This window comes from Paenibacillus sp. B1-35, assembly GCF_050474385.1.
Lineage (GTDB): Bacteria > Bacillota > Bacilli > Paenibacillales > Paenibacillaceae > Paenibacillus_B > Paenibacillus_B alvei.
Map to the genome: position 1 here is coordinate 1 of NZ_JBCHVJ010000002.1, position 24,468 is coordinate 24,468.

22 protein-coding genes, 13 tRNA genes and 2 rRNA genes are annotated in these 24,468 nt (G+C 46.8%); 34 read left to right on the forward strand and 3 right to left on the reverse strand.

Going from position 1 to position 24,468, the window contains the following annotated elements:
* From ACQ5BJ_RS07425 to ACQ5BJ_RS07495, 15 genes are all read left to right on the forward strand, one after another.
* A 23S ribosomal RNA gene (locus ACQ5BJ_RS07425) occupies positions 1 to 226 on the forward strand; the annotation flags it as partial.
* A gap of 204 nt (positions 227 to 430) precedes the next feature.
* Positions 431 to 547, forward strand: a 5S ribosomal RNA gene (rrf, locus tag ACQ5BJ_RS07430).
* Positions 548 to 552: 5 nt separating this feature from the next.
* Positions 553 to 628: transfer RNA gene (locus tag ACQ5BJ_RS07435), tRNA-Asn, on the forward strand.
* Position 629: 1 nt separating this feature from the next.
* Positions 630 to 722, forward strand: a tRNA-Ser gene (locus ACQ5BJ_RS07440).
* Between the two features lie 7 nt (positions 723 to 729).
* Positions 730 to 804 (forward strand) — tRNA-Glu (locus tag ACQ5BJ_RS07445).
* Positions 805 to 807: 3 nt separating this feature from the next.
* Positions 808 to 883, forward strand: a tRNA-Val gene (locus ACQ5BJ_RS07450).
* Between the two features lie 62 nt (positions 884 to 945).
* A tRNA-Val gene (locus ACQ5BJ_RS07455) sits at positions 946 to 1,021 on the forward strand.
* 6 nt (positions 1,022 to 1,027) lie between these two features.
* Positions 1,028 to 1,103 (forward strand) — tRNA-Met (locus tag ACQ5BJ_RS07460).
* A gap of 5 nt (positions 1,104 to 1,108) precedes the next feature.
* Positions 1,109 to 1,185 (forward strand) — tRNA-Asp (locus tag ACQ5BJ_RS07465).
* Positions 1,186 to 1,218: 33 nt separating this feature from the next.
* Positions 1,219 to 1,293, forward strand: a tRNA-Glu gene (locus ACQ5BJ_RS07470).
* 14 nt (positions 1,294 to 1,307) lie between these two features.
* A tRNA-Lys gene (locus tag ACQ5BJ_RS07475) sits at positions 1,308 to 1,383 on the forward strand.
* 248 nt (positions 1,384 to 1,631) lie between these two features.
* Positions 1,632 to 2,753 carry an ROK family protein gene (locus ACQ5BJ_RS07480; protein WP_289354873.1) on the forward strand — a complete coding sequence of 374 codons (1,122 nt, stop codon included), beginning with the start codon at positions 1,632 to 1,634 and terminating at the stop codon, positions 2,751 to 2,753.
* Between the two features lie 252 nt (positions 2,754 to 3,005).
* Positions 3,006 to 4,115: an MDR/zinc-dependent alcohol dehydrogenase-like family protein gene (locus ACQ5BJ_RS07485; protein ID WP_268599161.1), complete on the forward strand. Its 1,110-nt coding sequence runs from the start codon at positions 3,006 to 3,008 to the stop codon at positions 4,113 to 4,115.
* A gap of 16 nt (positions 4,116 to 4,131) precedes the next feature.
* Positions 4,132 to 5,832 carry a ribulokinase gene (locus ACQ5BJ_RS07490; protein ID WP_430110318.1) on the forward strand — a complete coding sequence of 567 codons (1,701 nt, stop codon included), beginning with the start codon at positions 4,132 to 4,134 and terminating at the stop codon, positions 5,830 to 5,832.
* Between the two features lie 45 nt (positions 5,833 to 5,877).
* Complete coding sequence (locus ACQ5BJ_RS07495; RefSeq protein WP_430110315.1) at positions 5,878 to 7,161, forward strand: MFS transporter; 1,284 nt, start codon at positions 5,878 to 5,880, stop codon at positions 7,159 to 7,161.
* 60 nt (positions 7,162 to 7,221) lie between these two features.
* Here the strand turns inward: ACQ5BJ_RS07495 and ACQ5BJ_RS07500 are convergent, their stop codons facing one another.
* Positions 7,222 to 8,088 (reverse strand): helix-turn-helix domain-containing protein, encoded by an 867-nt coding sequence (locus tag ACQ5BJ_RS07500; RefSeq protein WP_430110312.1) that lies wholly within the window; start codon positions 8,086 to 8,088, stop codon positions 7,222 to 7,224.
* A gap of 163 nt (positions 8,089 to 8,251) precedes the next feature.
* Between ACQ5BJ_RS07500 and ACQ5BJ_RS07505 the strand changes: the two genes are divergently transcribed.
* The 17 genes from ACQ5BJ_RS07505 (at position 8,252) to yajC (ending at position 20,598) form a co-directional block, all read left to right on the forward strand.
* Complete coding sequence (locus ACQ5BJ_RS07505) at positions 8,252 to 9,271, forward strand: asparaginase (protein WP_005547409.1); 1,020 nt, start codon at positions 8,252 to 8,254, stop codon at positions 9,269 to 9,271.
* A 214-nt stretch (positions 9,272 to 9,485) separates the two neighbouring features.
* Positions 9,486 to 9,560 (forward strand) — tRNA-Gly (locus ACQ5BJ_RS07510).
* Positions 9,561 to 9,568: 8 nt separating this feature from the next.
* Positions 9,569 to 9,645: transfer RNA gene (locus tag ACQ5BJ_RS07515), tRNA-Arg, on the forward strand.
* A gap of 27 nt (positions 9,646 to 9,672) precedes the next feature.
* Positions 9,673 to 9,755 (forward strand) — tRNA-Leu (locus ACQ5BJ_RS07520).
* A 6-nt stretch (positions 9,756 to 9,761) separates the two neighbouring features.
* Positions 9,762 to 9,838, forward strand: a tRNA-Pro gene (locus ACQ5BJ_RS07525).
* 181 nt (positions 9,839 to 10,019) lie between these two features.
* Positions 10,020 to 10,544: an RNA polymerase sigma factor SigY gene (gene sigY / locus ACQ5BJ_RS07530; protein ID WP_005547411.1), complete on the forward strand. Its 525-nt coding sequence runs from the start codon at positions 10,020 to 10,022 to the stop codon at positions 10,542 to 10,544.
* A complete protein-coding gene (locus ACQ5BJ_RS07535) occupies positions 10,537 to 10,971 on the forward strand; it encodes a YxlC family protein (RefSeq protein ID WP_005547414.1) in 435 nt (144 codons plus the stop codon). The genes sigY and ACQ5BJ_RS07535 overlap by 8 nt, the downstream gene beginning before the upstream one ends.
* Complete coding sequence (locus ACQ5BJ_RS07540) at positions 10,964 to 11,170, forward strand: sigmaY antisigma factor component (protein ID WP_367667708.1); 207 nt, start codon at positions 10,964 to 10,966, stop codon at positions 11,168 to 11,170. Before ACQ5BJ_RS07535 ends, ACQ5BJ_RS07540 begins: the two co-directional genes overlap by 8 nt.
* Before the next feature lie 167 nt (positions 11,171 to 11,337).
* Positions 11,338 to 12,078 carry a BofC C-terminal domain-containing protein gene (locus ACQ5BJ_RS07545; RefSeq protein WP_005547418.1) on the forward strand — a complete coding sequence of 247 codons (741 nt, stop codon included), beginning with the start codon at positions 11,338 to 11,340 and terminating at the stop codon, positions 12,076 to 12,078.
* Positions 12,079 to 12,248: 170 nt separating this feature from the next.
* Entirely contained in the window at positions 12,249 to 13,424 is a 1,176-nt protein-coding gene (locus ACQ5BJ_RS07550) for a cation:proton antiporter (protein ID WP_040735981.1), read from the forward strand.
* A 137-nt stretch (positions 13,425 to 13,561) separates the two neighbouring features.
* Positions 13,562 to 14,065 (forward strand): crossover junction endodeoxyribonuclease RuvC, encoded by a 504-nt coding sequence (ruvC, locus tag ACQ5BJ_RS07555; RefSeq protein ID WP_005547421.1) that lies wholly within the window; start codon positions 13,562 to 13,564, stop codon positions 14,063 to 14,065.
* Positions 14,062 to 14,688, forward strand: a complete 627-nt coding sequence (ruvA, locus tag ACQ5BJ_RS07560) for a Holliday junction branch migration protein RuvA (RefSeq protein WP_430110306.1) — start codon at positions 14,062 to 14,064, stop codon at positions 14,686 to 14,688. Before ruvC ends, ruvA begins: the two co-directional genes overlap by 4 nt.
* 14 nt (positions 14,689 to 14,702) lie before the next feature.
* Positions 14,703 to 15,713 carry a Holliday junction branch migration DNA helicase RuvB gene (ruvB, locus tag ACQ5BJ_RS07565; protein WP_005547426.1) on the forward strand — a complete coding sequence of 337 codons (1,011 nt, stop codon included), beginning with the start codon at positions 14,703 to 14,705 and terminating at the stop codon, positions 15,711 to 15,713.
* 64 nt (positions 15,714 to 15,777) lie between these two features.
* Entirely contained in the window at positions 15,778 to 17,964 is a 2,187-nt protein-coding gene (locus ACQ5BJ_RS07570) for a SpoIID/LytB domain-containing protein (RefSeq protein ID WP_430110303.1), read from the forward strand.
* Positions 17,965 to 17,976: 12 nt separating this feature from the next.
* On the forward strand, positions 17,977 to 19,023 hold the full coding sequence (gene queA, locus ACQ5BJ_RS07575; RefSeq protein WP_268599155.1) for a tRNA preQ1(34) S-adenosylmethionine ribosyltransferase-isomerase QueA: 1,047 nt from the start codon (positions 17,977 to 17,979) through the stop codon (positions 19,021 to 19,023).
* Between the two features lie 20 nt (positions 19,024 to 19,043).
* Positions 19,044 to 20,180: a tRNA guanosine(34) transglycosylase Tgt gene (tgt, locus tag ACQ5BJ_RS07580; protein WP_163977342.1), complete on the forward strand. Its 1,137-nt coding sequence runs from the start codon at positions 19,044 to 19,046 to the stop codon at positions 20,178 to 20,180.
* Between the two features lie 103 nt (positions 20,181 to 20,283).
* On the forward strand, positions 20,284 to 20,598 hold the full coding sequence (gene yajC / locus ACQ5BJ_RS07585) for a preprotein translocase subunit YajC (protein ID WP_005547434.1): 315 nt from the start codon (positions 20,284 to 20,286) through the stop codon (positions 20,596 to 20,598).
* A gap of 111 nt (positions 20,599 to 20,709) precedes the next feature.
* Here yajC and ACQ5BJ_RS07590 read toward each other — a convergent pair whose 3' ends face one another.
* Together ACQ5BJ_RS07590 and ACQ5BJ_RS07595 are read right to left on the reverse strand one after the other, a co-directional pair.
* Positions 20,710 to 21,567 (reverse strand): phosphatase PAP2 family protein, encoded by an 858-nt coding sequence (locus ACQ5BJ_RS07590; protein ID WP_430110299.1) that lies wholly within the window; start codon positions 21,565 to 21,567, stop codon positions 20,710 to 20,712.
* Between the two features lie 112 nt (positions 21,568 to 21,679).
* A complete protein-coding gene (locus tag ACQ5BJ_RS07595; RefSeq protein WP_268599153.1) occupies positions 21,680 to 22,078 on the reverse strand; it encodes a TIGR04086 family membrane protein in 399 nt (132 codons plus the stop codon).
* A gap of 172 nt (positions 22,079 to 22,250) precedes the next feature.
* Here ACQ5BJ_RS07595 and ACQ5BJ_RS07600 point away from each other — a divergent pair, with 172 nt between their 5' ends.
* Both ACQ5BJ_RS07600 and ACQ5BJ_RS07605 read left to right on the forward strand, forming a co-directional pair.
* Positions 22,251 to 23,564, forward strand: a complete 1,314-nt coding sequence (locus tag ACQ5BJ_RS07600; RefSeq protein WP_430110296.1) for an ArsB/NhaD family transporter — start codon at positions 22,251 to 22,253, stop codon at positions 23,562 to 23,564.
* 141 nt (positions 23,565 to 23,705) lie between these two features.
* Complete coding sequence (locus tag ACQ5BJ_RS07605) at positions 23,706 to 24,467, forward strand: DUF421 domain-containing protein (protein WP_268599152.1); 762 nt, start codon at positions 23,706 to 23,708, stop codon at positions 24,465 to 24,467.
* The last annotated feature ends 1 nt before the right edge of the window (position 24,468 follow it).

Below are 24,468 nucleotides of genomic sequence, written 5' to 3' on the forward strand. Positions count from 1 at the left end.
CGGGATGGACGCACCGCTGGTGTACCAGTTGTTCCGCCAGGAGCATAGCTGGGTAGCTATGTGCGGAAGGGATAAGCGCTGAAAGCATCTAAGCGTGAAGCCCCCCTCAAGATGAGATTTCCCAATTTAGTAAGACCCCTTGAAGACGACGAGGTAGATAGGTTGGAGGTGGAAGCACAGCAATGTGTGGAGCTGACCAATACTAATCGGTCGAGGGCTTATCCTAAAAGATATACCCCAAAAAGTGACGTGAAGCTTTGCAGCAACACCGATTACTTTTCGGGGGCCCCGGATGAACATCTTAACACGAACTTTCGCATTCAGTTTTCAGGGTGCAATGTTTTGGAGTCTGACTAGTGCAGATGAAGAAACGCACACAGCACTTGGTCGTGCTGAACCTGAATTAAATATTGGCACTAAGCCAATGCTGTTTGGTGGCGATGGCGGAGGGGTTCCACGCGTACCCATCCCGAACACGACCGTTAAGCCCTCCAGCGCCGATGGTACTTGGACCGCAGGGTCCCGGGAGAGTAGGACGCCGCCAAGCAATATTCCCTGATAGCTCAGTTGGTAGAGCACTCGACTGTTAATCGAGTTGTCACAGGTTCGAGTCCTGTTCGGGGAGCCATGGAGAGATGTCCGAGTTTGGTCGAAGGAGCACGATTGGAAATCGTGTAGGCGCCACAAGCGTCTCGAGGGTTCGAATCCCTCTCTCTCCGCCAGTTATCTGGCCCGTTGGTCAAGGGGTTAAGACACCTCCCTTTCACGGAGGTAACAGGGGTTCGAATCCCCTACGGGTCACCATATGGACACTTAGCTCAGCTGGGAGAGCACCATCTTGACAGGGTGGGGGTCAGCGGTTCGAACCCGTTAGTGTCCACCATAAAAAGCTATGAATAATGGTTAATAGATTAAGATACATAGCACTTATATGAACTAGTATATGGACGCTTAGCTCAGCTGGGAGAGCATCTGCCTTACAAGCAGAGGGTCGGCGGTTCGATCCCGTCAGCGTCCACCATCATATCGCGGGGTGGAGCAGTTGGTAGCTCGTCGGGCTCATAACCCGAAGGTCGCAGGTTCAAGTCCTGCCCCCGCAACCAAATATGGAGCTGTGGTGTAGAGGCCTAACATGCCTGCCTGTCACGCAGGAGACCGCGGGTTCGAATCCCGTCAGCTCCGCCATTTTCTCTTTTGGGAAATGAAAGAATAGAATAAGGCCCGTTGGTCAAGGGGTTAAGACACCTCCCTTTCACGGAGGTAACAGGGGTTCGAATCCCCTACGGGTCACCATTTCTCTCTTATGAGAGCCATTAGCTCAGTTGGTAGAGCACCTGACTTTTAATCAGGGTGTCGAAGGTTCGAGTCCTTCATGGCTCACCAGTTTGTGCAATATTCAGTCTGATGCGGAAGCGTCAGGCTTTTTTGTCGTTGTTCGGACAAGAAGAGCTGATTCGAGAGAGCGTAAGATGCTATGAGTAGGCAATATTTGATGTATGGGTGTCAATTAGTACTACCCTTAGAATTATGATAGTGTCATGCTCTATTGATGTTTTTTTCTAAAGACATTATGATAAAAAGAATAGATAACTAACTCCTTTTATAAAAGGGTTTCAATAAGGTGGGACGCTATGATGGGAGACAAAACCGTTAATATTAAGGAATTCAATCGAAATCGAATATATAAGCTGCTGCGGCAAGAAAAAAACTTATCTAAGCAAGATATTGTGCAGCTTTTGCAGATTAGCTTGCCAACGATTACGCAGAATTTAAATTATTTGCTGCAGGAGAAGCTGATCGCGAATACGGGAACCGTCGGCAATACCGGAGGACGCAATGCACAGGTTTATTCTTATATCAGCGATGCCAAAGTGGCCATTGGCTTAGACATTACGCGGAACCATGTCACAACTGTGGTTGTTGATTTAAATGGGGATATTATCCGTATCAACAGAAGAAGACAAAAATTTGAAACCTCTGACCCTTATTTTCAACTATTGGGAAATATCATTCAGGAAGACGTAAAGGAACTGGATATTGACGATTCGAAAATATTAGGTGTCGGTATCGGGGTGCCAGGATTAATTACGGAAGATCATCAAACTGTTTTTTATGGGAAGATCCTGAATTTCACTGGAGAGACGCTGCAGCGCTTCGCCAAGTACATACCATATCCCGCCATTCTTGTGAATGATGCGAATGCAGCTGGGTACTCAGAAATATGGGCAACGCCGGATACGCAAAATGCTTTTTATATTTCACTTAGCAATAATATTGGCGGAGCCGTTTATATTGGAAATAAGGTGTTTGCCGGAGAGAATCAAAAGAGCGGAGAAATCGGACATATTACGATTATTCCGGACGGTCTCCCTTGTTATTGCGGTCAAAAGGGGTGCCTAGAGGCTTATTGCTCGGCTTCTTTATTAGCAGATACAGCTGATGGGAGTTTGGCACGTTTTTTTGAGGGGGTACAGAATAGCGACCGTGAAAAGCAGATCGTATGGGACAACTATTTGCGCCATCTTTCAATCGCCATTAATAATATTCGTATGCTGTTCGACTGTGACATTATCCTTGGCGGTTACGTAGGGGCTTATATGGAGGATTATATTGATACGTTGAAGGAGCTGGTGGCCAGCCGCAATACGTTCGAAGATCATGCAGATTATGTTCGCATATGCAATTATAAAACGGAGGCTATTGCCGCAGGGGCTGCCCTGCCTTTCATCGATCGGTTCATTAATCAAATATAAGAAGATGCCAAGCTTACAGCATATCGCATGGAGTCGGTCAAATGGAACCAAGTTCCTTTACCTGCTTCATGCGATTTTTTTATCCTTCAATCGGCTGAACAAGAAGGGAAATGCTTCGGATCTTGTTCTCCAAAATAAATTATTTTTTTAAAGCATATTGACAAGAACGACGAGAGGGAATATCCTTGCATTAAGTAGTTTTATAAAATAGTTTAACAAAACTAGTTTACTTATGGGGAAGGCGGATGCATAATGAATCAACAATCTACCAGCTTAAAAGCCACAACAGGAAACGTACCGGCAACTATGAAAGCGCTTGTAGCCTATGGGAAGCATGATTACCGCTTTGAAGCCAACTATCCTACACCCGAATGCGGGCCAGACGATATGATTATTAAAACGGAAGCTTGTGGCATTTGTGCAGGAGATCTTAAGTGCATGCACGGGGCAGCAATGTTCTGGGGCGATGAGACACAGCCGGAATGGGTGAAGCCACCGTTTATTCCGGGTCATGAATTTTTAGGAACGATCGTAGAAATTGGTGAAAATGTAACCGATTTCAAAATAGGCGATCGAGTAACTGCGGATCAGATCGTTCCTTGTCAAGAATGCAGATTTTGCAAAAGAGGGGAGTACTGGATGTGCCAGCCCCATAATATTTTCGGATTCCAAGGTACAAACAACGGGGGAATGGCGGAATATGTCCGATACCCGAAAACGGCGGTTGTCCATAAGGTGCCTGGACAGATGGAATTGGAGTCCGCGTTGCTGATTGAGCCTTATGCTTGCTCGAAGCATGCCGTGGATCGGGCGCAAATCGGATGCGAAGATGTCGTCGTGATCTCTGGGGCAGGGCCTCTGGGCTTAGGAATGATCACGTATGCGAGAATGAAAAATCCAAAAAAATTGATTGTACTGGATTTGATCGAGAACCGTTTGGAAAAGGCGAAGGAATTCGGCGCGGATATCGTCCTCAATCCGAAAGAGACGGATGTGGTTCAAACGATTTTGGATATGACGGAAGGTTACGGTTGCGACATCTACATTGAAGCGACAGGGCATCCATCCAGCGTGACGCAAGGATTGAGCATGATTCGCAAGCTAGGACGCTTCGTGGAGTTTAGCGTGTTCGGGGAGCCGACTACCGTAGATTGGTCCATCATTGGCGACCGCAAGGAACTGGATGTATTAGGCTCACATTTGAGCCCCTATTGTTACCCATTCGTCATTGAAAATGTTGCGAACGGCAATTTGAAAACGAACGGCATTGTGACTCGCAAGTTCCCGATTGAGCAATGGGAAGAAGCCTTTGAATATGCATCCGGGAAGCATGGTGATTTCAAGGTCGCGATTACGTTCTAAAAAGGGTGAATGCTAAATGGAGAAATATGTAGTTGGAATTGATTATGGCACATTAAGCGCCCGTACGATACTTGTTAACGTATCCACCGGAGAGATATGCGCTTCTGCAGAGATAAGCTATCCTCACGGCGTAATGGATCAGGTGCTGCCGGACGGCGTAACGAAGCTGGGGCCGGATTGGGCTTTGCAGCATCCGCAGGACTATATACAATGCACCTCTGCAACGCTAACAAAGGTTCTAGAAACGAGCAGCATTGATGCTAGGCAGATTATTGGCGTCGGCACCGATTTTACGGAATGCACAATGCTTCCCGTAAAGAAGGATGGAACACCTCTGTGCATGCTGGATGCATACAAGAACAATCCGCATGCGTATGTGAAGCTGTGGAAGCACCATGCGGCGGCAGAGGAAGCCGATCGGCTCAATGAAATAGCCCGTATGCGGGGCGAGGAATTTTTGGATTATTACGGTGGGAAAATCTCCTCAGAATGGATGTTTCCAAAAATATGGCAAATTCTGAATGAGGCACCTGAAGTATATGATGCTGCAGATCGCTTTATGGAGCTTGCCGATTGGATCACACTGCAGCTTACTGGTACAGAAACACGGAATAGCTGCACAGCTGGATATAAGGCCATATGGCACAAACAGAACGGATTTCCATCGAATGCATTTCTGAAATCGCTCGATCCAAGGCTGGAATACGTCGTTGACGAGAAAATGTCGAGAACCATTTATCCGGTCGGCACCAAAGCAGGATCAATTACAGAAGAAAGTGCAAAATGGACGGGACTAGCTGCAGGGACAGCGGTGTCCGTAGGAATAGGCGATGCCCACTGTGCCGTAATCGGCTGCGGGATTACGACCCCCGATATTTTATTGATGGTAATGGGGACCTCCGGCTGCGATATGCTGGTCAGTGAAACGGCAGTAAAGGTGCCGGGCATTAGCGGCATTTGCGAGGATGGCATTTTGCCTGGGTTCTACGGCTATGAAGCAGGACAATCTTGCATGGGAGACCATTTCTCATGGTTTGCGAACCATTGTGTGCCAGAGCGCCTGGAGCAAGAGGCAAGAGCAGCGAACAAGCATGTGCTGCAGCTTCTCAATGAGAAGGCTGAGAAGATTAAGCCAGGCGCCAGCGGCTTGATTGCGCTGGATTGGTGGAATGGGAACCGTTCCGTTCTGGTGGATGCGGATCTGACAGGATCGATGTTCGGCATGACGACGGCTACGACAGCCGAAGAAATGTACAAAGCATTGGTTGAAGCCGTTGCGTTCGGTAAGCGGATGATTATTGAGAATTTTGTAGAGCACGGAGTTCCGATCACCAAAATCATGGCTACAGGCGGGATTGCGGAAAAAAGCCCATTCATTATGCAGACCTTCGCGGACATTATCGGCATGCCGATTCACGTGGCGGCAACTCAGCAAGGGACAGCGATGGGGGCCGCCATGCTCGGAGCCGTCGCAGCAGGCAGTACTAATGGGGGATATGATTCCATTCAGCAGGCTGGGAAATCAATGGGCGGAGGCATTAAGAAAACGTATGAGCCGCAAAGGAAGCACCGGGACATTTATAATCGACTCTATGCCCAGTATGTGCGGCTGCATGATTATTTCGGTCGCAATGAGCAGAGTCCGATCAAACAATTGAAAGCGATTAAATTAGAAGTGATGAGTAAGGATCGTTCAATTAAGACCTCTATTGATTAACTGCATTGCGGACAAAGAAGGAAATGATCATTCAGGAAAGAAGTGATGCACTTGAAAGGCAGACATATTTTGGACAAAGTAGGTATTCCTTCTTCTCTAGCTTGGGGCTATCTCGGCATTCTGATCTTTATGATGGGGGATGGGTTGGAGCAGGGATGGTTAAGCCCATATCTGGTTGAACAAGGTCTCACCGTACAACAATCTGGAATTTTATTTACGGTATACGGGGTTACGATTGCATTGTCTTCTTTCCTGTCCGGATTATTCGTTGACGCGATAGGCCCTAAAAAAGCAATGTTGACCGGGTTAATCCTATATATTCTCGGATCCGTAGGCTTTATCGGTTTAGGAATTACCCAACTTTCGTTTGCAACGATGCTGCCGACGTATGCGTTTAAAGGACTAGGCTATCCTTTGTTTGCCTATTCGTTTCTTGTATGGATCGCTTATCGGACACCGCAGAAGAAGCTGGGCACGGCTGTCGGCTGGTTCTGGTTCGTGTTCACTGGTGGCATGAACGTGCTCGGCGCATACTATTCCACCTGGGCATTGAAGAACTTGGGGCATATTAACACACTATGGAGCGCAATCGTATGGGTACTCCTTGGGGCATTGTTCGCACTGGTTATCAATCCCGGCGGCAAGCTGGATAAGACTAAGGCAGAGCAGCACGACAACAACAAATTAAAAGAGCTTGCAAAAGGATTGGCAATTGTCAAACAGGAACCGAAAATCGTATTGGTCGGCTTGGTTCGTATTATTAATACGGCTGCACAATTCGGCTTCCCTGTATATATGCCGCTGTACATGGAGAGTCAGGGCATAAGCATTGCATCTTGGCTGCATCTATGGGCAATGATCTTTATTGGCAATATTGCGTTTAACCTGCTGTTCGGCATTGTGGGCGACAAGCTTGGCTGGCGAAATACGGTGATGTGGTTTGGATGCGCGGGTTCGGCCTTCTTTACGATTGTGCTCTTTTACGTTCCTCAACTTGCGGCAGGAAATGTATGGCTTGTGCAAATTGTCGGGATTTTGTGGGGAGGATGTCTGGCAGGATTTGTGCCATTGTCCGCGATAGCCCCGTCTTTGGTAAAGGAAGAAAAGGGTGCAGCGATGTCAATCTTGAACCTAGGAGCGGGATTGAGTGCATTCGTTGGCCCGGCTCTTGTTGCTTTATTTATTGGAAGCCTTGGTTACGCTGGCATTACGTGGCTTTTCGCTGGGCTGTTTGCGGCGGCAGGCATTATGATGATCTTTGTAACGCTTCCTGCTGAGAAAAAAACAACAAAGGACGCGAGTGCACACACCGAAATTGTAAGCGTTTAATAATGTAATCTAAAAAAGCAGCTCTTCTCCACTTGGTAGAGAGCTGCTTTCATCATAATGCTAGCGATCTATTCTGTGATAACTATTGTTTGTTCTGTATAGGGTAGGACTGATTCCGTACACGCAGGAAAATTGGTTTGAAAAGTAATGGATTGAATCGTACCCCAGCATCAGCGCGATTTCCGTAATCGATTGGCGGCTTTCCATCAGCAGAACGGCTGCCTTTTTCATGCGAGCCTGCAGCAAATACGTTTTAGGAGATATTCCTGTCTCTTGCTTGAAAAGCCGATAAAATTGGGATTTTTCCAATCCACATTCGCTACACCAGTAATCAACCGAATGCCGCTGCTCGGGATGCTCGTCCATGCGTTCCAAGATTCGAGCTATACGATAATCCGAAGGATTGGGCAATCTGCTAGCATCGTACCATTGGATCAACCAGGAGTAAAAGCTAGCTGATGCAGCCTGCTTCGTATAGCAGCCGCGCCGATTATATGCGGCAAGCACATGCTTCACCAACTCAATGAAGTATGGATAAGGGCGAAGCGAAGTGCAGGTCGGCAATGATTCCAGTTCTGTGCAAGGCTTCTGTGCGGTTAACCACTTCGGATCGAATTCATCCCATTCATAAGCAAAGGTAGGCTGGTTTGGTGGGGGAGCCTCCCAGAGATCGCAGTAGATATTGCATGCATTCATCGTTTCATTTGGTGCATGCTCGAAGGAATGCCATTGGCCAGGACGGACAAAGATGAGCGTGCCGTTTGAGACCGCATATCGATGGTCATCTATCGTCATGTGCCCATGGCCGTCCAAGAATAAGTGGAATGCATAGCTGTATCCTCTGCGCAGCTGTTCCTCTCGCGTTCCCCGATAATTATACATATGCGCTGCACGGATGTATGGCCTTATATCCGCAATGGTATTCATGCCTATCCCTCCGGTTCGTTAGCGGAAATTTTTATAACTGACAGGAACTTGTTATAAATACGAGCAGCTAGGAACATGATACTATGTTTGCAGAGTTATGTCATGATAGGGGAAGTCTGCAAACGAAAATGATGACAGCATGTGTTGACGAGGAGGAACAATCATGGTTGATTTGGGCAAGGTGTTAGTAGAAGAATCACGAGGCGGTTGGTTGGAATGTGCATATACAGGACACATTGTGGGGGTAAACGAGCAAGCAGAAACGCTTTTCCATGTCGGTAATCCCGACTATGTGAGCTTTATGCGTTCCTCATCTAAGCCAGTGCAGGCACTTCCTGCTTTGATGGCTGGTGTGCCAGAGCATTATGGACTAAATGAGGAAGAAATCGTCCTGATGACCGCATCCCATCGTGCACAGCAGTTCCATGTCCAAGCCCTCGAATCGTTCATGAAGAAGACCGGGATCACTGAGGAGCAATTTGTGTGCAAACCAACCTATCCGCTCAATAGTGCTGCTAGAGACGAGCGGATTGCCAATGGGCAACCACCGCGTTCCTTATATCACAACTGTTCGGGCAAGCACTTGGGCGTACTTTCGTTATGCAAAATGATGGGCTGGTCGACCCATGATTACGCTGAGCCTGAGCATCCCGTTCAACAGCAGGTGTTGCGCTTGATGTCTCAACTTGCTGATGTTCCTGTAGAGCAAATTAAACTAGGAACGGATGGCTGTGGATTCCCGGTATATGCGATTCCAATTCGCAATATAGCCCTCTTGTATTTGAGACTGGCTTGTCCGGATTTAATTGCAGATGAGCAAGTACGCAGAGCAATTACACGCTTAACGGGCCTAATGAACAAGCATCCACTTTATGTGTCAGGCACAGAGCTTATTTGTCCTACATTGTTGCAGGATCCGAATATCGTTGCCAAGGGAGGAGCCAAGGGCATTTATTGCTTCGGCTTGCGTGAACAGAGAATGGGAATCGCTTTTAAGGTAATGGACGGTTCAGAAGACCAATGGCCGATGATTGCAGCTGACATCTTACAGCAGCTCGAGTACCCGACAAAAGCAACCATCGAACGTTTGAAAAAGCTAAGCCCTGCCGAAACGAAAAATGATAATGCTAGGGTAGTGGGACTTCGTAAGCCTGTCTTTACGCTTGAATGGATAAAGAAATAGAATACAAGAATATACTATTAGAACCTGCTTATACGAGCTGAAAAATGGCTTGTTAAGCAGGTTTTGCTGCAAGAAAAAAATACCATCATAAAATCTTTAAAAAACATTTGCAATTCGATATTCAGTCTGATATATTATTACTTGTCCTTGTTGAACGGAAACGACGACAACGAAGTGAATGAAGTCGTCAAGTTTGTATAAGATGAGGAAATATGCGGACATAGCTCAGTGGTAGAGTATCGCCTTGCCAAGGCGAGGGTCGCGAGTTCGAATCTCGTTGTCCGCTCCATTATATATGCGCCCTTAGCTCAGCTGGATAGAGCGTTTGACTACGAATCAAAAGGTCGGGAGTTCGAATCTCTCAGGGCGCGCCACTTAATTTCATAATGGATATCTACTAAGCCGGTGTGGCGGAATTGGCAGACGCGCGCGACTCAAAATCGTGAGGGAAACCGTGGAGGTTCGAGTCCTCTCACCGGCACCATCCATTCGGGACGTAGCTCAGCTTGGTAGAGCACCTGGTTTGGGACCAGGGGGTCGCATGTTCAAATCGTGTCGTCCCGACCATTATCATTAACCGTTGGTTATTAGCCGGCGGTTTTTTGCTATGTTCCTTCCTCTTTCTTCCTTCTATTATTTGCTTATAATTTCCTTGATTTCATTTGAACGATTTATCAGTGTAAACCGTAATATTAATGCTTGACGGCAAAGTTCTTTGTGAACGGATGACAAGGAAAGGGGCGAATGCATGTCTGAGCAGCATCGAATAGAGCAGGCAGTACGAGGAGATATGAATGAACTCGCTGTGCTGCTGCATGAAAATTACTCCTTCCTATTTAAATATGCCTTGAAATTAACGATGAACTCCGCCTGTGCAGAGGATTTGGTTCAAGATACGATGGTGCGTTGTATGGAAAAGATCCATACGTACAACGGAGAATCACGCTTTTCATCATGGCTCATTACCATTGCAACACGCTTATATTATGATATGATGCGCCGCAAGAAAGTCGAGAACAGATGGCGGGAACAGGAGCAGGGGTTACGGCAGCTGCGATATCAAATGGAATCTTGCAATATCGAATGGACAACTGCCATGGAGCTATTGGGAGAGCTGACTTATGAGCAGCGGGCTCCCATAGTGTTAAAACATTATTATGGGTATCAGGTGAATGAGATTGCAAATATGTTGAACGTGCAAGCTGGGACTGTCAAATCACGCCTACATTACGGCTTGGAGAAGCTGCGGAAGGAGTGGGAGCAAGATGAGTGAACAAGAAAATAAGAAGAAAGCAGGGAATGCTGATTCAAACCGCGAGTCATCTCTATCTGATGGAGATGCATCTCACCCAAAACATTCAGAAAATGTAGAAGTTCCTTCACAAGAACTGGAATGGGATAAAATGCTGCATCCCCACTGGGAACGTTTAGACGCTTGGAGTAATGTCCATGCTCCTCATCCGAGTTCAGCTCAAATTCAGCAGGTACTGCTTCAGGCTAAGATGAAAAACCGTAGGCGGCTATGGAAGGAACTGCTTGGCTTATGGAGCATTGCTTTGCTGCTCGTTGGCGGCGGCTGCAGCCTTGCAGCAACAAATTGGCAGGTATACGTATGGGCCCAAGTATTCCTGTTAAGCGGAGCAGTTATCATTTGGTTAACATGCATCCAACCAAGCAAGGAGAGTGAGCGGCATGAATAATGGTGCGGGAAATTTGCCTTGGTGGGCATGGATTCTCCTTGGAAGTATTCTGCTTGCTCAAGGAACGTGGTTGTTCCTGGATGCGCGCAAGCGCAACAAATATCCATGGTTCTGGGGGATATGGGGATTTTTGAATACCCCCCTCCCGCTTGTTCTCTATATTTGTTTTGTGATACGACCGTGGAGAAAATCCCGCTAAGTAGGTTAAAACGTGTATAACATCCCCTTTTTCTGGGCCACACTATAAGAAAAGCTACTCAGTATGGATAATAACATCTGGCGGCTTTTTCTTATATGCGAGAGAACAGATGATGGATCATCGGAGTCTGTTCTCTCAAATAAATAAGCAGTTAGAGGGGATTACTTATGGCTCGAGAACACCGTACCGGCTCTTGGTTCTATTTTCGAGTGAAGCAATGGATGAAGCGTCTGCGGCGCTTACGTAGACCAATATGGTCTTTAGCTGCAATTGTGCTGTTTGTTGTGATCATAGCTGTCGGCATACAACTGTCTGATCATGTACGGAATTTGATGGCGAAATATGATAAACCGACTTCAATTGAAACGTTCGCCCTCTGGAAGGATAATGAGGCCAAGCTTAATGAAACAGCTCAGTTTGTAATTGCACAGTTGGTTCAAGAGGATATTAAGCGTGAGGTCATTGCTCGCAAGCAATATATATGTGGAAAAAATGATGAAGTGCTGGGTATTAAGCCCACGCGCGACATTATTCAGCTTGTGCTGAATCACCCAGACTGGTCCGTTTCCATGGATGCGGATGGACGAGTTATTTTGGAGGAGCAGATTGAAGAATTATCAGGTACATGCAAGGATAGAGCGCATATTAGTCTTGATAAGGATGGGAATCTGACCTTGTATGATGGGCCTCCGGAAGATGGCAAAGTGATACGTACTTTTTTCCAATTAGACGTGGAGTCCATGGAGAGCTCGCTTCCGCCAAAGGTGATGAAGCAGTTGTACCAAGGGATTCGCATTACAGATGTCGATGCTTATCATAGTGTGCTGTCTACATTTAGCGATTATGCAATAGAAGAAACGAAGAAAGTCATGAAACCAACCCCTCCTAATGAACGTATTACAAAATAAGAAGCAGTAACGAGTAGGACGCCGTAACCGACGTCCTTCTTTTTTTGAACAGCGGGGTAGGTCATGTAATGTAAGAAATAGAGAATGAAGGTATGGATTGCCCTTAGCCACCTACAAAAGAAATGTCGGTTTACGGTCATAATAATTGTACAGCGGAAAGGGGAATGCCAATGGAACTTATTCTCATGTTGCTCATCATTTTGGCTTCGACAAAGATCGCAGGTGATCTCACTGTACGATTGGGTCAGCCAGCCGTATTAGGTAAACTAATTGTAGGGATTATTATCGGTCCAGCTGTGCTTGGATGGGTTACGGATGGCGAACTGATCAAGGAAATGGCGGAAGTTGGCGTCATTTTGCTGATGTTCATCGCTGGTTTGGAAACGGATTTAGAAGAATTGAAGAAAAACTGGAAGGCGGCATTCGCAGTAGCAGTTGGCGGCGTCATTCTTCCGTTTATTGGCGGATATAGTGGTGGTCTGATGTTAGGCCTAGATTCGAACCAATCGATGTTTATCGGCTTGCTGTTGTGTGCTACTTCGGTAAGTATTTCAGTGCAGACGCTGAAGGATCTAGGACAGCTCAGCACTAGAGAAGGTACGACCATTCTTGGTGCAGCAGTCGTGGATGACATACTTGTAGTCATACTTCTTGCCTTCATGCTCAGCTTGCTCGGTACAGGCGGAGGCGCGTCCCTCGGACTTATTATTGGTAAAAAAGTTCTATTCTTTGTAGTCGTTATTCTTGCAGGCATTTATGTGGTGCCGAAAATCATGAAATGGCTCGCGCCGCTGCGTGTTACGGAGGCCATAATTAGTGCCGCGCTCATTATATGCTTTGCATTTTCTTATTTTGCGGACTACTTGGGTGTTGCAGGCATTATCGGTGCATTCGCCGCCGGCATTGCTATTTCACAAACGAAGTTCAAGCATGAAGTCGAGCATCGTCTTGAGCCGATTGCTTACGGTATCTTCGTGCCGATATTCTTCGTCAGCGTAGGAATTAACGTTAGCTTCGATGGTATTGGAGAATATGTGTGGTTTATCGTGTTATTTACGATCATTGCGATTCTGACCAAACTGCTTGGGTGCGGATTGGGAGCTCGACTGACTGGATTCGATCGCAAGAGTGCCATAGGTATCGGTTCAGGGATGGTCTCCCGCGGCGAGGTTGCACTCATTATAGCGACAACGGGGCTCGAAGGCGCTTTGTTCGATAAAGTGTATTTCACACCTTTCGTCATTGTCATTATTTTAACAACACTGGTAACGCCGCCGATGTTGAAGGCTGCTTTTCGTCAGTCTACGGAAGTGCCGGCAGCTAATCAAGTATCTGCAGGGAAGTAAGTAATCGCTGTAATTAGGCTGTATTCCCTGCAAACATCATAGGATTGACTCATTCTCTTCTTCACGATCTATGTTATAATGGAGTGAACACATATGTTCGCTTACTGGTACATGGATGCGGTGAGGGAGAGATTTTTTTGCGTATTTTAGGAATAGACCCAGGGATTGCGATTGCAGGTTTTGGGTTTGTAGATAAGCAGGGGAGCCGGATTGTACCTGTACAATATGGCTGTATTCAGACAGAGCCTTCGACTGCGCCAGAGATGCGGCTGCTTCAAGTGTATGAAGCAACCGAGCAATTGCTTGACAAATATAAGCCGGATGCAATGGGGATTGAGAAATTGTTCTTCAATCGAAATGTCACGAATGCGTTTTCTGTGGGACAGGCACGTGGTGTCATCATATTAGCAGCTGCCAAGCGCGGCATACCGATTGCAGAATATACCCCCATGCAGGTGAAGCAGGCTATTGTTGGATACGGAAAGGCAGAGAAGAAGCAGGTTCAAGAAATGGTGAAGCTGTTCTTAAAGCTGAAGGAAATACCGAAGCCGGACGATGTGGCGGATGCGCTTGCGGTGGCGATATGCCATGCGCATTCGAGTGGGCTTAATGACAAATTGAATGGAGTATGGCGATCATGATCGATTTTTTGCGTGGACAAGTTGCTCACTTAGAAACAGAATATATCGTCTTGGATGTCCAGGGGGTCGGATATCGAGTGTTTACACCGAATCCCTATGCTTTTGCGAAGCAAGACGGAGCAGTAACGGCATTTATCCATTATCATGTACGTGAAGATGCAACGCTGCTGTTCGGATTCAGCACGCGAGAGGAACAGAAGCTATTTCGCAGGTTAATAGATGTGAACGGGGTAGGGCCGAAGGTTGCTCTAGGCATCCTGGCTGGGTGCGGCAAGCCAGAGGCAGTCGTTACCGCCATTCAGCAAGAGAATATTACATTCTTGACGAAGCTGCCGGGGATTGGCAAGAAGACGGCTCAGCGCATCGTTTTAGATTTGAAAGACAAGCTGGACGGCATTGGATTGGATATCCATCCGAATTCGTTGTTCACACGTGTTACGGTAGCAGATGAGGACAGTTCAGATGGAAGCGCTTGGTCTGAGGCGAGAGAAGCGCTCAAAGCATTGGGCTATACGGAAGCAGAGCTTGATCGTGTATGGAAAGACTTGCAACATCGCATTCATGCGGATGAAAGTGTAGATTCTTTAATGAAGAAGGCGCTGCAGGCGTTGTTTAAAGGATAAGAAAGGCGGTTAAGATGGAAGAGCACGAACGCATCATATCAGCCAATTGCATGATGGAAGATCAGGCAGTCGAATTAAGCCTGAGACCGCGTTATTTGTCCGAGTACATCGGCCAATCACAGGTGAAAGACAATTTAAAGGTATTTATCGAAGCTGCAAAGCTCCGGAAGGAAGCGCTTGACCATGTATTGCTTTATGGTCCCCCAGGCCTTGGCAAGACGACTCTATCGAATATTATTGCCAATGAGCTCGGTGTTAATATACGGACGACTTCGGGACCCGCAATTGAGAGACCTGGAGATCTCGCTGCACTGCTTACGAACTTGCAGGAAGGCGATGTCCTCTTCATTGATGAGATTCATCGGCTGCATCGTACCGTTGAAGAAGTGCTGTACCCGGCAATGGAAGACTTTGCGCTTGATATCATTATCGGCAAGGGTCCAAGTGCCAGATCCGTGAGGCTCGACCTGCCAAAGTTCACCTTAATAGGTGCTACGACAAGAGCAGGCTTGCTCTCGGCGCCGCTTCGTGATCGCTTTGGTGTCGTCAGTCGCTTAGAGTTCTACAATAAGGACGAATTGAGCTACATCGTTTCTCGTGCAGCAGACATATTAGAGGTTCAAATCGTGGGCGATGCCGCCGATGAGATTGCGGTTCGATCACGGGGGACACCACGGATTGCCAACCGCTTGCTGAAGCGGGTGAGAGATTTCGCTCAAGTACGGGGAGATGGCGTGATCACAGCCGACATTGCGAAAGAGTCGCTGCGGCTCATTCAAGTAGACCCGCTTGGTCTTGATCAGATTGATCATAAGATGCTGCGCACAATGATAACGAATTTCCGCGGAGGGCCGGTTGGCCTTGATACGATTGCGGCTACGATTGGCGAGGAGAGTCAAACCATCGAGGACGTATATGAACCGTACCTGTTGCAAATTGGATTTCTCCAACGAACACCGCGGGGAAGAATGGTTACCCCCCAAGCCTATACTCATTTAGGATTGCCTATACCGGAACAAAGTTAAGGAAAACGCGTACAAATTGACGTATGCAGAGGAGACGTGGCAGAAGAGAAAGGAATGGGGAAACATGAATAACAACAGGAACGTTATCCGATCCGTTGCTAGTGTACTTACGGGAGTTCTGCTGCTAAGCGGAGCTCCGTATGCGCTTATGCAGCCAGCTAACGTCGCGTATGCGGCAGCAAGCAATGATGCAAGGCCTGAGCAATCAATAGTCAATAATCATATTCGTGTGGCATTATTCGCGAATTTGAGCAAGGGTTCTCCTGGACAAACGGAACTGCTCTCACTTGCCTCAACAGCATCTCTCCAATTAGAAGCACGATTGGGATCAAGCTCGAAGGGCAGTGTTGAAGTAGGCGGAGAACAGGTTCGCTTTAGTGCCGATGATTATAAAGTGAAACTGCTAGAGACCGATGACTTGTCAGCGGCGCAATCTGCATTAAAGAAGGCGCAGGCTTCAGGATCGGCGTACATCATTCAGATCCCAAGACGTGGGACGACATTTTTTGCTGTATATGCAGGAAGCTATGCCAGCAACAAATCGGCTAGTCAAGCAGCGGACAAGCTTCGCGGAGCATCGGGCATGAGCTCATTACTCCAAGGGTATGAGCCGTCCGTAGTAGGCCCTCAATATGTACAGGCTGGCACGTTCAGCTCACGAGACGAGGCTAAATCCGTTCAGCAAGCTTTGCTGGATGCCGACTTAGATGCATATGTGGTAACGCTAGCAACAGACAGCGGGGCGCGAACAGCGGTGTGGGCAGGGCAAGCAGCCTCTGATACGCAATTAACCGGGATTAAGAAGGTAGTTGCGTCAAAGGGGTATACAGCAGGTGCTGTACAAGCTCAAGGAGCTGTCATACATACCGTTGAAGTAGCTGGGAATAACACTACACCACATTATCGAGTGTTCGGGAATGCGAAATGGGTAGTCAAGCCAAGCACGCAAACCACGATTAAAGTAAACGAACGCAGCGGCAGAGCTTATCGTGGAATCATGGAGGTAAGCATCTATAAGGATAAGTTGGCGCTTGTTAATGAGGTGCCGCTCGAAGACTATTTGCTGTCTGTGGTTGGCGGCGAAGTATACTCGAGTTGGCCGATGGATGCGTTGAAAGCGCAAGCGGTAGCCGCTCGTACATTTGCCTTGTATCAAGGCAATAAATTTGAAATCGCCAATGTTGTGGATACGACACTGAGCCAAGCCTACTTTGGCGTAGAGAAGGAGCATCCAGACATTAAAAAGGCTGTTGAAGCAACAGCCGGCGAAGTTCTCATGCAAAATGGCAAGCTGATTGAAGCCATCTTTAATTCCAGTGCGGGGGGCAAAACAGCTGATCCAATGGAAGTATGGGGCGGATCTTATGATTATTTCCAAGTGGTAGACAGCCCTGATGATGTTGCCCAGGAAGGGGCAAAGTCCTGGTACCGTGTAACTCTTCCTGACGGCAAGACGGGATATGTTCGTGAGGATGTCGTGAAGCTCTCAGGGCAGACAGCGACCGTATTGGAGAACGAAACCAACGTCCGTCCAACACCAGCTATTCAGACAGGTGTACAGCCTGTTGGCAAAGTGGACAAAGGCACCAAGCTTACGGTTCTGGAAACCGTGTTTGAAAACAACGAAATGAATTGGGTACGCGGCCCTTATACGGCTGAGCAGATAACAAGCTGGCTGAAGGAGCGCACAGATACAGCATTGAGTGGGACAATAAAGACGCTTGCAGTTACAGAAAGAGGGCCATCTGGACGTGCGATCAAGATTGAAGCAGATGGCAAGCCGGTCGAGGTAAGTTACCCGGATAACTTCCGATATGCGTTTGGCGGTTTGCCTAGTACGTTATTTGATATTGTTCCAAATGGAACGGGTGTTGTATCAAATGTTCTGAGCAGTGGCAGTGGAACAGGTTCAGGCTCGTCATCCATCTCGATCATAGGAGCCGATGGAAAATTGCAGTCTGTCAAAGACTCCTCCAAGCTTCGTGTCGTAAGCGGCAGCAGCAAGACAGGCGAGAAACTACCAAACAGCATTGCTGCTGTGAACGGGAAGGGAACAACCGGCAAAGTAGGATCGGATAAGGTCGAGCAGAAGCCTGTTGTCGAAGCGAATTCATTCTTGTTTGTCGGCAAAGGCAACGGGCACGGGATTGGGATGTCGCAATGGGGAGCTAAGGGATTGGCTGATCAAGGGTATGACTATAAAGCGATTTTGCAATACTATTACAAAAATGTAGAGCTAGTGAAGCGTTAGGACGGATAGCAGATGAATGTGGACTTATTTGATTTTCATTTACCAGAGCATTTGATTGCGCAGACACCGTTGACAGATCGGACTGCATCTCGATTATTAACATTGGATCGCCATACTGGGAAGGTGGAGCATCACAATTTTCCCGAAATCCTTTCCTATTTGCAGCCAGGCGATTTGCTTGTGCTGAATGACACGCGGGTAATCCCTGCACGCTTGTTCGGTGTTAAAGAGGATACGGGGGCCAAAGTTGAGGTTCTTTTGCTGAAGCAAGAAGAGGATGACTGTTGGGAAGCGCTCGTTAAGCCAGGGAAGAGAGTCAAGGTTGGAATGACCGTATTGTTTGGCGACAAGCTTAAAGCAGAAGTGCTGGAAGAGCGTGAGATGGGAGCAAGATTGCTTCGGTTCACATACGAAGGCATATTTAATGAGATTCTGGACGAACTCGGACAAATGCCGCTTCCTCCATACATTAAGGAGCAGTTGAATGATCGCGAACGCTACCAGACGGTGTACGCGAAGCATGAAGGCTCTGCTGCAGCCCCTACGGCTGGGTTGCACTTTACGAAGGAGCTTTTGGCAGAGGTTGAGAAGAAGGGCGTTCACGTTGCTTACATTACCCTTCATGTTGGGTTAGGCACATTCCGTCCCATGTCTTCCGATACGATTGAAGAGCATGTCATGCATTCGGAGTATTATGAAATGAGTGCAGACACGGCGACAATAATTAATGAAACGAAACAGCAGGGCGGCCGTATTGTTGCAGTAGGAACTACATCAGCTAGAACGTTAGAAACGGTTGCAGGGAGATTTGATGGCAAGCCAATCGAGCCTTGCTCAGGCTGGACAGACATTTTTATTTATCCAGGATATGAATTCAAGCTTGTGAACTCACTCTTAACGAATTTTCACCTACCGAAATCAACGTTAGTGATGCTCGTCAGCGCACTGGCTGGCCGCGATCATATCATGGCTGCTTATCAGGAAGCGATTGATCAGGAATATCGTTTCTTTAGCTTCGGCGATGCAATGTTCATTTACGATCATGCACAGGAAACCTAATACAAGGATGAGATAAGACTATGGCAGCAGTAACATATGAATTAATCAAGACTTGCAAGCAGACGGGTGCTCGGCTTGGAAAGGTGCATACACCCCATGGCTCCTTTGAGACACCTATTTTTATGCCCGTTGGGACATTGGCGACAGTCAAGACGATGAGTCCCGAAGAATTGAAGGAGATGGAAGCCAAAATTATTTTGAGCAATACGTATCACCTCTTCCTTCGGCCAGGTCATGACATTATTCGAGAAGCTGGCGGGCTTCATAAGTTTATGAATTGGGATCGCGCAATTTTGACTGATAGCGGTGGATTCCAGGTATTTAGTCTTAGCGATATGCGTAAGATTGAAGAGGAAGGGGTTCATTTCCGTTCTCATTTAAATGGGGACAAGCTCTTCCTGTCGCCGGAGAAGGCAATGGAGATCCAAAATGCACTGGGATCGGATATAATGATGGCATTCGATGAATGTCCTCCATATCCGGCTGAACGCGAATATGTCAAGCCGTCATTGGAACGTACGACACGCTGGGCGGAACGTTGCTTGGAAAGTCATACTAGACCGCATGATCAGGCCTTGTTCGCGATTATCCAAGGCGGGATGTATGAAGACCTTCGTCGCCAGAGCGCGAAGGATTTGACTTCGATGGATTTCCCGGGGTATGCTATTGGAGGACTGAGTGTGGGCGAACCCAAGCACTTGATGTATGAGGTGCTGGATTACACAACTCCATTGCTGCCAGACAATAAGCCTCGCTATTTGATGGGGGTTGGATCACCGGATGCGTTAATCGAAGGAGCTATGCGTGGAGTGGATATGTTCGACTGCGTACTGCCTACCCGCATCGCTCGCAATGGTACAACCATGACAAGCCAAGGCCGTCTTGTCGTACGCAATGCGAAGTATGCTCGGGATTTCGGGCCGCTTGATCCGAAGTGCGACTGCTATACTTGCCGGAACTATTCGCGTGCGTATTTGCGCCATCTTATTAAGGCTGATGAGACATTTGGGCTTCGTTTGACAACGTATCATAACCTGTATTTCTTGGTGAATTTGATGAGTCAAGTGCGCGAGGCAATTCGTGAAGATCGACTTCGTGACTTCAGAGACGAATTTTTCGAAGCCTATGGCATGGATCGCAACGAGAGCGGGTTCTAACGATAGACATGCTGCCTGCTGGATTGTCCACATGGGTGGACTGTTCAGCTCGTTCGGCAGTCTATACATAATTGATTTCATTTTATGAAAGGGGGATACATACATGTTGATTGCAGGAGCAGAGGCAGGAGGAACTGGCGGGTTTCTTCAAATGTTATTGCCGTTCGTTTTGATGTTTGCTGTATTTTATTTCTTGTTAATCCGTCCTCAGCAGAAGAAGCAAAAGCAGCGGAACTCAATGCTTAGTGCATTGAAAAAAGGAGATAAAATCGTAACGATTGGTGGTTTGCATGGTACAATCGTTGAGATTACAGACGATACAATTGTATTGCGTGTTAACGATGTTACGAAAATGACATTCGATCGCAGTGCGATTAGCCAAGTTGTGTCAGCAGAAGAATCCGCAAGTGCATCCTAATACGATGCCAAATCATAGAAGAAGGGCTGCCCATTGCAGGAAAAGCAATGGACAGCCCTTTTTCATGTACCATCCCTCGTGAGAAAGTAAGAGGGTGACGCCATCGTAGTTTTACATTTCATTGGACTCAGAGTAAGATTTGCTGAACGTCTTCTGGCGATCTGGCAACAAGCTGTGCTTGGGCTGAACACCCGCAAGCTTCAAGCCAGTCCATGAAGCTGCTGTTGCAAGAACGGTTCCAGCAAGCATATCTGTCAGCCAGTGAATGCCTAGATAGAAGATAGAAAACACGATTATAACAGCACTTACAGCCGTAAAAATGGCCCATCTGCGATTGCCGGACTGAGAAGCCAGCAATGCAACCGTTATCGAGATGGACGTATGCAAGCTAGGGAAACAATTGTCAATGCCAGAGAAGGCGCGGTATTGCTCCTCAAAGTTCGGAAATACTTCCAGCATGCGGAAGTTGACGCCGGATGGCGGATAAGACCATACTTCGTTGACTGGGAAAAACAAATAGAATGGAATGGCCACGATGTAATTGATCATAATAGCATAACACACAGCATGCGCCATACGTAGGTTCCCATTCGTTGTATAAATGCCAAGTGAAGCTACAATAAGTGCTTGAAAGACAACAATATAGAAAAAGGATACAAATTGCGTTAATAACGGATGGTTAAAGATCTGCTGTACACTGTATACAAATTGTCCTTCAAGTTGATGAATGTTGGGAGTAAAATCCCAATTGATTTGCAGCATTTTCTCAAGCGTAAGTTCCATGCCGTTAACCATGAGAATAAGCACCATCGCAATGAAGGCGAAGAGAAAAGAACGTGATGTCCACAACGAGCGAAGAAATGCTCCAGCGACAGCTAGCGGCTGTGTGCGTGAACCGAACCATACGAGTGCAATGACGGTTACAATGGTCCACAGCGTGACAGTCTGCATGGATTGAAATAGAACCACGAGAATCCCCCTAATGTTAGGTCATATTGCCATTTTGTAAACTCCAATAGTATAACACAATTGGGTGGGGATTACATGGTGCGATTATCCGACCCTTAAGCTATAGCCTCCCTTACTGGGCGGATTTGCTCATATTTACACCGATAATTCCCCCGATAGCGCTGACTGCAAAGGCAGCTATCGTTTGGACGAATTTTTGTAGGCTGACCCCTGCATCCATCGCTAAAAATCCAATTAACATAACGAGCAGAGCATACGCAATTCCTGTCATTCCTCCATAGTACCAGCCTTTTTTGCCGCTTCTTTTGCCAGAAATCCAACCACCGATAAAAAGTGCGATACAATGGACAATATAAATATAGCCTTTCATTTCGTCTTCACTAGCTGAGCTGGAATACAGCAAGACTGACAAGGCGAGTGCTCCGAGAGCCATCCATACAAATGCGTAGACAATTCCCGCCAGCAGCGGGTGACCCAATTTCCAACGCGTCACATTCTGGATCGCATTCATTTTACACGCTCCTCCCATCATTTATTTGATTAGTAATCATCGTATGGGCAAGCTATCCAATTTAGTACAAGGCATAGACGAAAAAAAAAGACGGCGTTATAATGTGTGAACAAAAGGTCATGAGTGGAAAGTGCAAATAGAGCCTTAATAATGTAGAGAGGGATGGAGTATTGTGGGACATACATTAGCAAGCTGGCAGGTGACCGCTGCGGTCATTGTGTTTTTAATCACGTATGCCATCATTATTTCAGAGAAGATTAACCGGGCAGTCATTGCGTTGTTGGGCGCAGTTGTTATGCTCGTCCTGCAAATTGTAGATGTACATACAGCATTTACAACACACATCGAGTGGAATACGTTGTTCCTACTCGTTGGGATGATGATTTTGGTTGGGATTACCAACAAAAGCGGTATCTTTCAATATGCTGCTGTTAAGGCCGCACAAAGAGCTAAGGGATATCCGAAGCGCATCATGCTTATTATGTTTCTGCTCACTGCAGTAGGATCTGCATTTCTTGATAATGTAACGACGGTGCTGCTTATGGTGCCTATTACATTCTCAATCACTCGTATGCTGAAGATGAATCCAGTGCCGTTTCTTATCGCCGAAATCATTGCATCAAATGTTGGCGGTACTGCAACTCTTATCGGGGATCCGCCTAATATTATGATTGGATCAGCTAATAAGCATTTGACTTTTAATATGTTTTTGGCTCAATTGGCACCAGTTGTTCTTGTTATCGCACTCGTTATTATCGTATGCCTGCTGTTTATTTACCGTAAGCAGCTGCAGGTATCAGATGAGCAGCGGCAAGCGCTAATGGAGCTGTCGGCAGCCTCTTATATTACAGATGCCAAGCTAGTGAAGAAGTCTCTTACGGTGCTTATTCTTACGATCGTTGGCTTTGCACTCCATTCTGTTATTCACGTGGAGGCAGCCGTAGTCGCAATGGCAGGGGCTACGATTTTGATGCTCATTGGGTTGAAAAGTGAGGAAGAACTCGAAGAAGCGCTCCATCAGGTGGAGTGGGTTACAATCTTATTCTTTATCGGTTTGTTCATTCTTGTCGGTGGCTTAATCGAAGCAGGCGTAATCAACCGTCTTGCAGAACTGACACTCGGATTGACAAATGGAGATATGACGAAGACCTCCATGCTTGTATTATGGGTGTCAGGTGTTGCGTCAGCTACAATCGACAATATTCCGTTCGTAGCTACGATGATTCCGCTTTTGCAGGATATCGGCACACAAATGGGTATTACAGACCCAAATCAGTTGAATCCACTCTGGTGGTCGCTTGCTCTTGGAGCATGTCTGGGCGGCAACGGAACCTTGATTGGCGCATCTGCAAACGTAATTGTTGCAGGTATGGCGCAGCGTGAAGGCAACGGGTTCGGTTATATGGACTTTCTAAAAATAGGCGCACCAATTACGATCATTTCCTTGTTGATTTCAACAGGCTACATTTTGCTGTTCATCCTTTAATTGCAACAGGAAGAGTTGTAAGATACAGGATGGGAACAATTCGATAACAATGAAGCAGTATGCTTCACGATCATGGCGGTCAGAATACCAATGAATGCGACTATCGTAATCCGACAATCGGCAGCGAAGGAGGCGTTACATATGGATATTTGGACCGTCATTTTTCGTACAATATTAATGTATTTTGCGGTTTTTATCGTTCTTCGTGTAATGGGCAAGCGTGAAATTGGCAAGTTGTCTGTATTTGACCTCGTTATTTCGATCATGATAGCAGATATTGCAGTTATGACGATTGATGATTCTGAACGCCCTATCCTTGTGGAATTTGCACCTATTATAGTGCTGACGGTTATTCAAGTTACGCTGGCCTTTGTGACGTTGAAAAGTCCGAAAATGCGAGAAGTATTTGACGGAACTCCAAGCATTATTATCGCAAATGGAGTGCTGCAACAGGAGACGATGAAAAAGCAGCGATACAATTTGGATGATTTAATGCTGCAGCTTCGAGGGCAAGGAATCGACAACATCAATGATGTGGCCTATGCCATTTTGGAATCTACGGGGGAATTGTCAATATTTGAGGTGAGCAAGGATGAATCACAGCAAAATTCGTCAGGTGCTGACGCAAATAAGCAGGAGGGGCAAAAGCAAAGTAAGTCATCCAACGCCAAGCCCGCCCTGCCCGAAGCACAGAACTATCGTTTTACTTCACTTCCATTGCCGCTCATTATGGAGGGCAAGGTTCAAGATCACAATTTGCATAGCATTGACAAGACACGATTTTGGCTAAAAAATCAAATTCAGCAAAAAGGCGCTCATGATTTTAAGCAAGTTTTCTTTTGCTCCATTGACCACAAAGGAAATATCTACGTCGATAGCAACCCAAGTAAAATGAAACAATAAC

What these genes read in the sequence shown, in the direction of transcription:
- ACQ5BJ_RS07490 (WP_430110318.1), top strand. Translation starts at nt 4,132, where the DNA reads ATGGAGAAATATGTAGTTGGAATTGATTATGGCACATTAAGCGCCCGT.
- sigY (WP_005547411.1), top strand. Translation starts at nt 10,020, where the DNA reads ATGTCTGAGCAGCATCGAATAGAGCAGGCAGTACGAGGAGATATGAAT.
- ACQ5BJ_RS07545 (WP_005547418.1), top strand. Translation starts at nt 11,338, where the DNA reads ATGGCTCGAGAACACCGTACCGGCTCTTGGTTCTATTTTCGAGTGAAG.
- ruvA (WP_430110306.1), top strand. Translation starts at nt 14,062, where the DNA reads ATGATCGATTTTTTGCGTGGACAAGTTGCTCACTTAGAAACAGAATAT.
- ACQ5BJ_RS07550 (WP_040735981.1), top strand. Translation starts at nt 12,249, where the DNA reads ATGGAACTTATTCTCATGTTGCTCATCATTTTGGCTTCGACAAAGATC.
- ACQ5BJ_RS07595 (WP_268599153.1), bottom strand. Translation starts at nt 22,078, where the DNA reads ATGAATGCGATCCAGAATGTGACGCGTTGGAAATTGGGTCACCCGCTG.
- tgt (WP_163977342.1), top strand. Translation starts at nt 19,044, where the DNA reads ATGGCAGCAGTAACATATGAATTAATCAAGACTTGCAAGCAGACGGGT.
- ACQ5BJ_RS07535 (WP_005547414.1), top strand. Translation starts at nt 10,537, where the DNA reads ATGAGTGAACAAGAAAATAAGAAGAAAGCAGGGAATGCTGATTCAAAC.
- queA (WP_268599155.1), top strand. Translation starts at nt 17,977, where the DNA reads ATGAATGTGGACTTATTTGATTTTCATTTACCAGAGCATTTGATTGCG.
- ACQ5BJ_RS07605 (WP_268599152.1), top strand. Translation starts at nt 23,706, where the DNA reads ATGGATATTTGGACCGTCATTTTTCGTACAATATTAATGTATTTTGCG.
- ACQ5BJ_RS07495 (WP_430110315.1), top strand. Translation starts at nt 5,878, where the DNA reads ATGCACTTGAAAGGCAGACATATTTTGGACAAAGTAGGTATTCCTTCT.
- ACQ5BJ_RS07480 (WP_289354873.1), top strand. Translation starts at nt 1,632, where the DNA reads ATGATGGGAGACAAAACCGTTAATATTAAGGAATTCAATCGAAATCGA.
- ruvB (WP_005547426.1), top strand. Translation starts at nt 14,703, where the DNA reads ATGGAAGAGCACGAACGCATCATATCAGCCAATTGCATGATGGAAGAT.
- ACQ5BJ_RS07485 (WP_268599161.1), top strand. Translation starts at nt 3,006, where the DNA reads ATGAATCAACAATCTACCAGCTTAAAAGCCACAACAGGAAACGTACCG.
- ACQ5BJ_RS07500 (WP_430110312.1), bottom strand. Translation starts at nt 8,088, where the DNA reads ATGAATACCATTGCGGATATAAGGCCATACATCCGTGCAGCGCATATG.
- yajC (WP_005547434.1), top strand. Translation starts at nt 20,284, where the DNA reads ATGTTGATTGCAGGAGCAGAGGCAGGAGGAACTGGCGGGTTTCTTCAA.
- ACQ5BJ_RS07505 (WP_005547409.1), top strand. Translation starts at nt 8,252, where the DNA reads ATGGTTGATTTGGGCAAGGTGTTAGTAGAAGAATCACGAGGCGGTTGG.
- ACQ5BJ_RS07570 (WP_430110303.1), top strand. Translation starts at nt 15,778, where the DNA reads ATGAATAACAACAGGAACGTTATCCGATCCGTTGCTAGTGTACTTACG.
- ACQ5BJ_RS07540 (WP_367667708.1), top strand. Translation starts at nt 10,964, where the DNA reads ATGAATAATGGTGCGGGAAATTTGCCTTGGTGGGCATGGATTCTCCTT.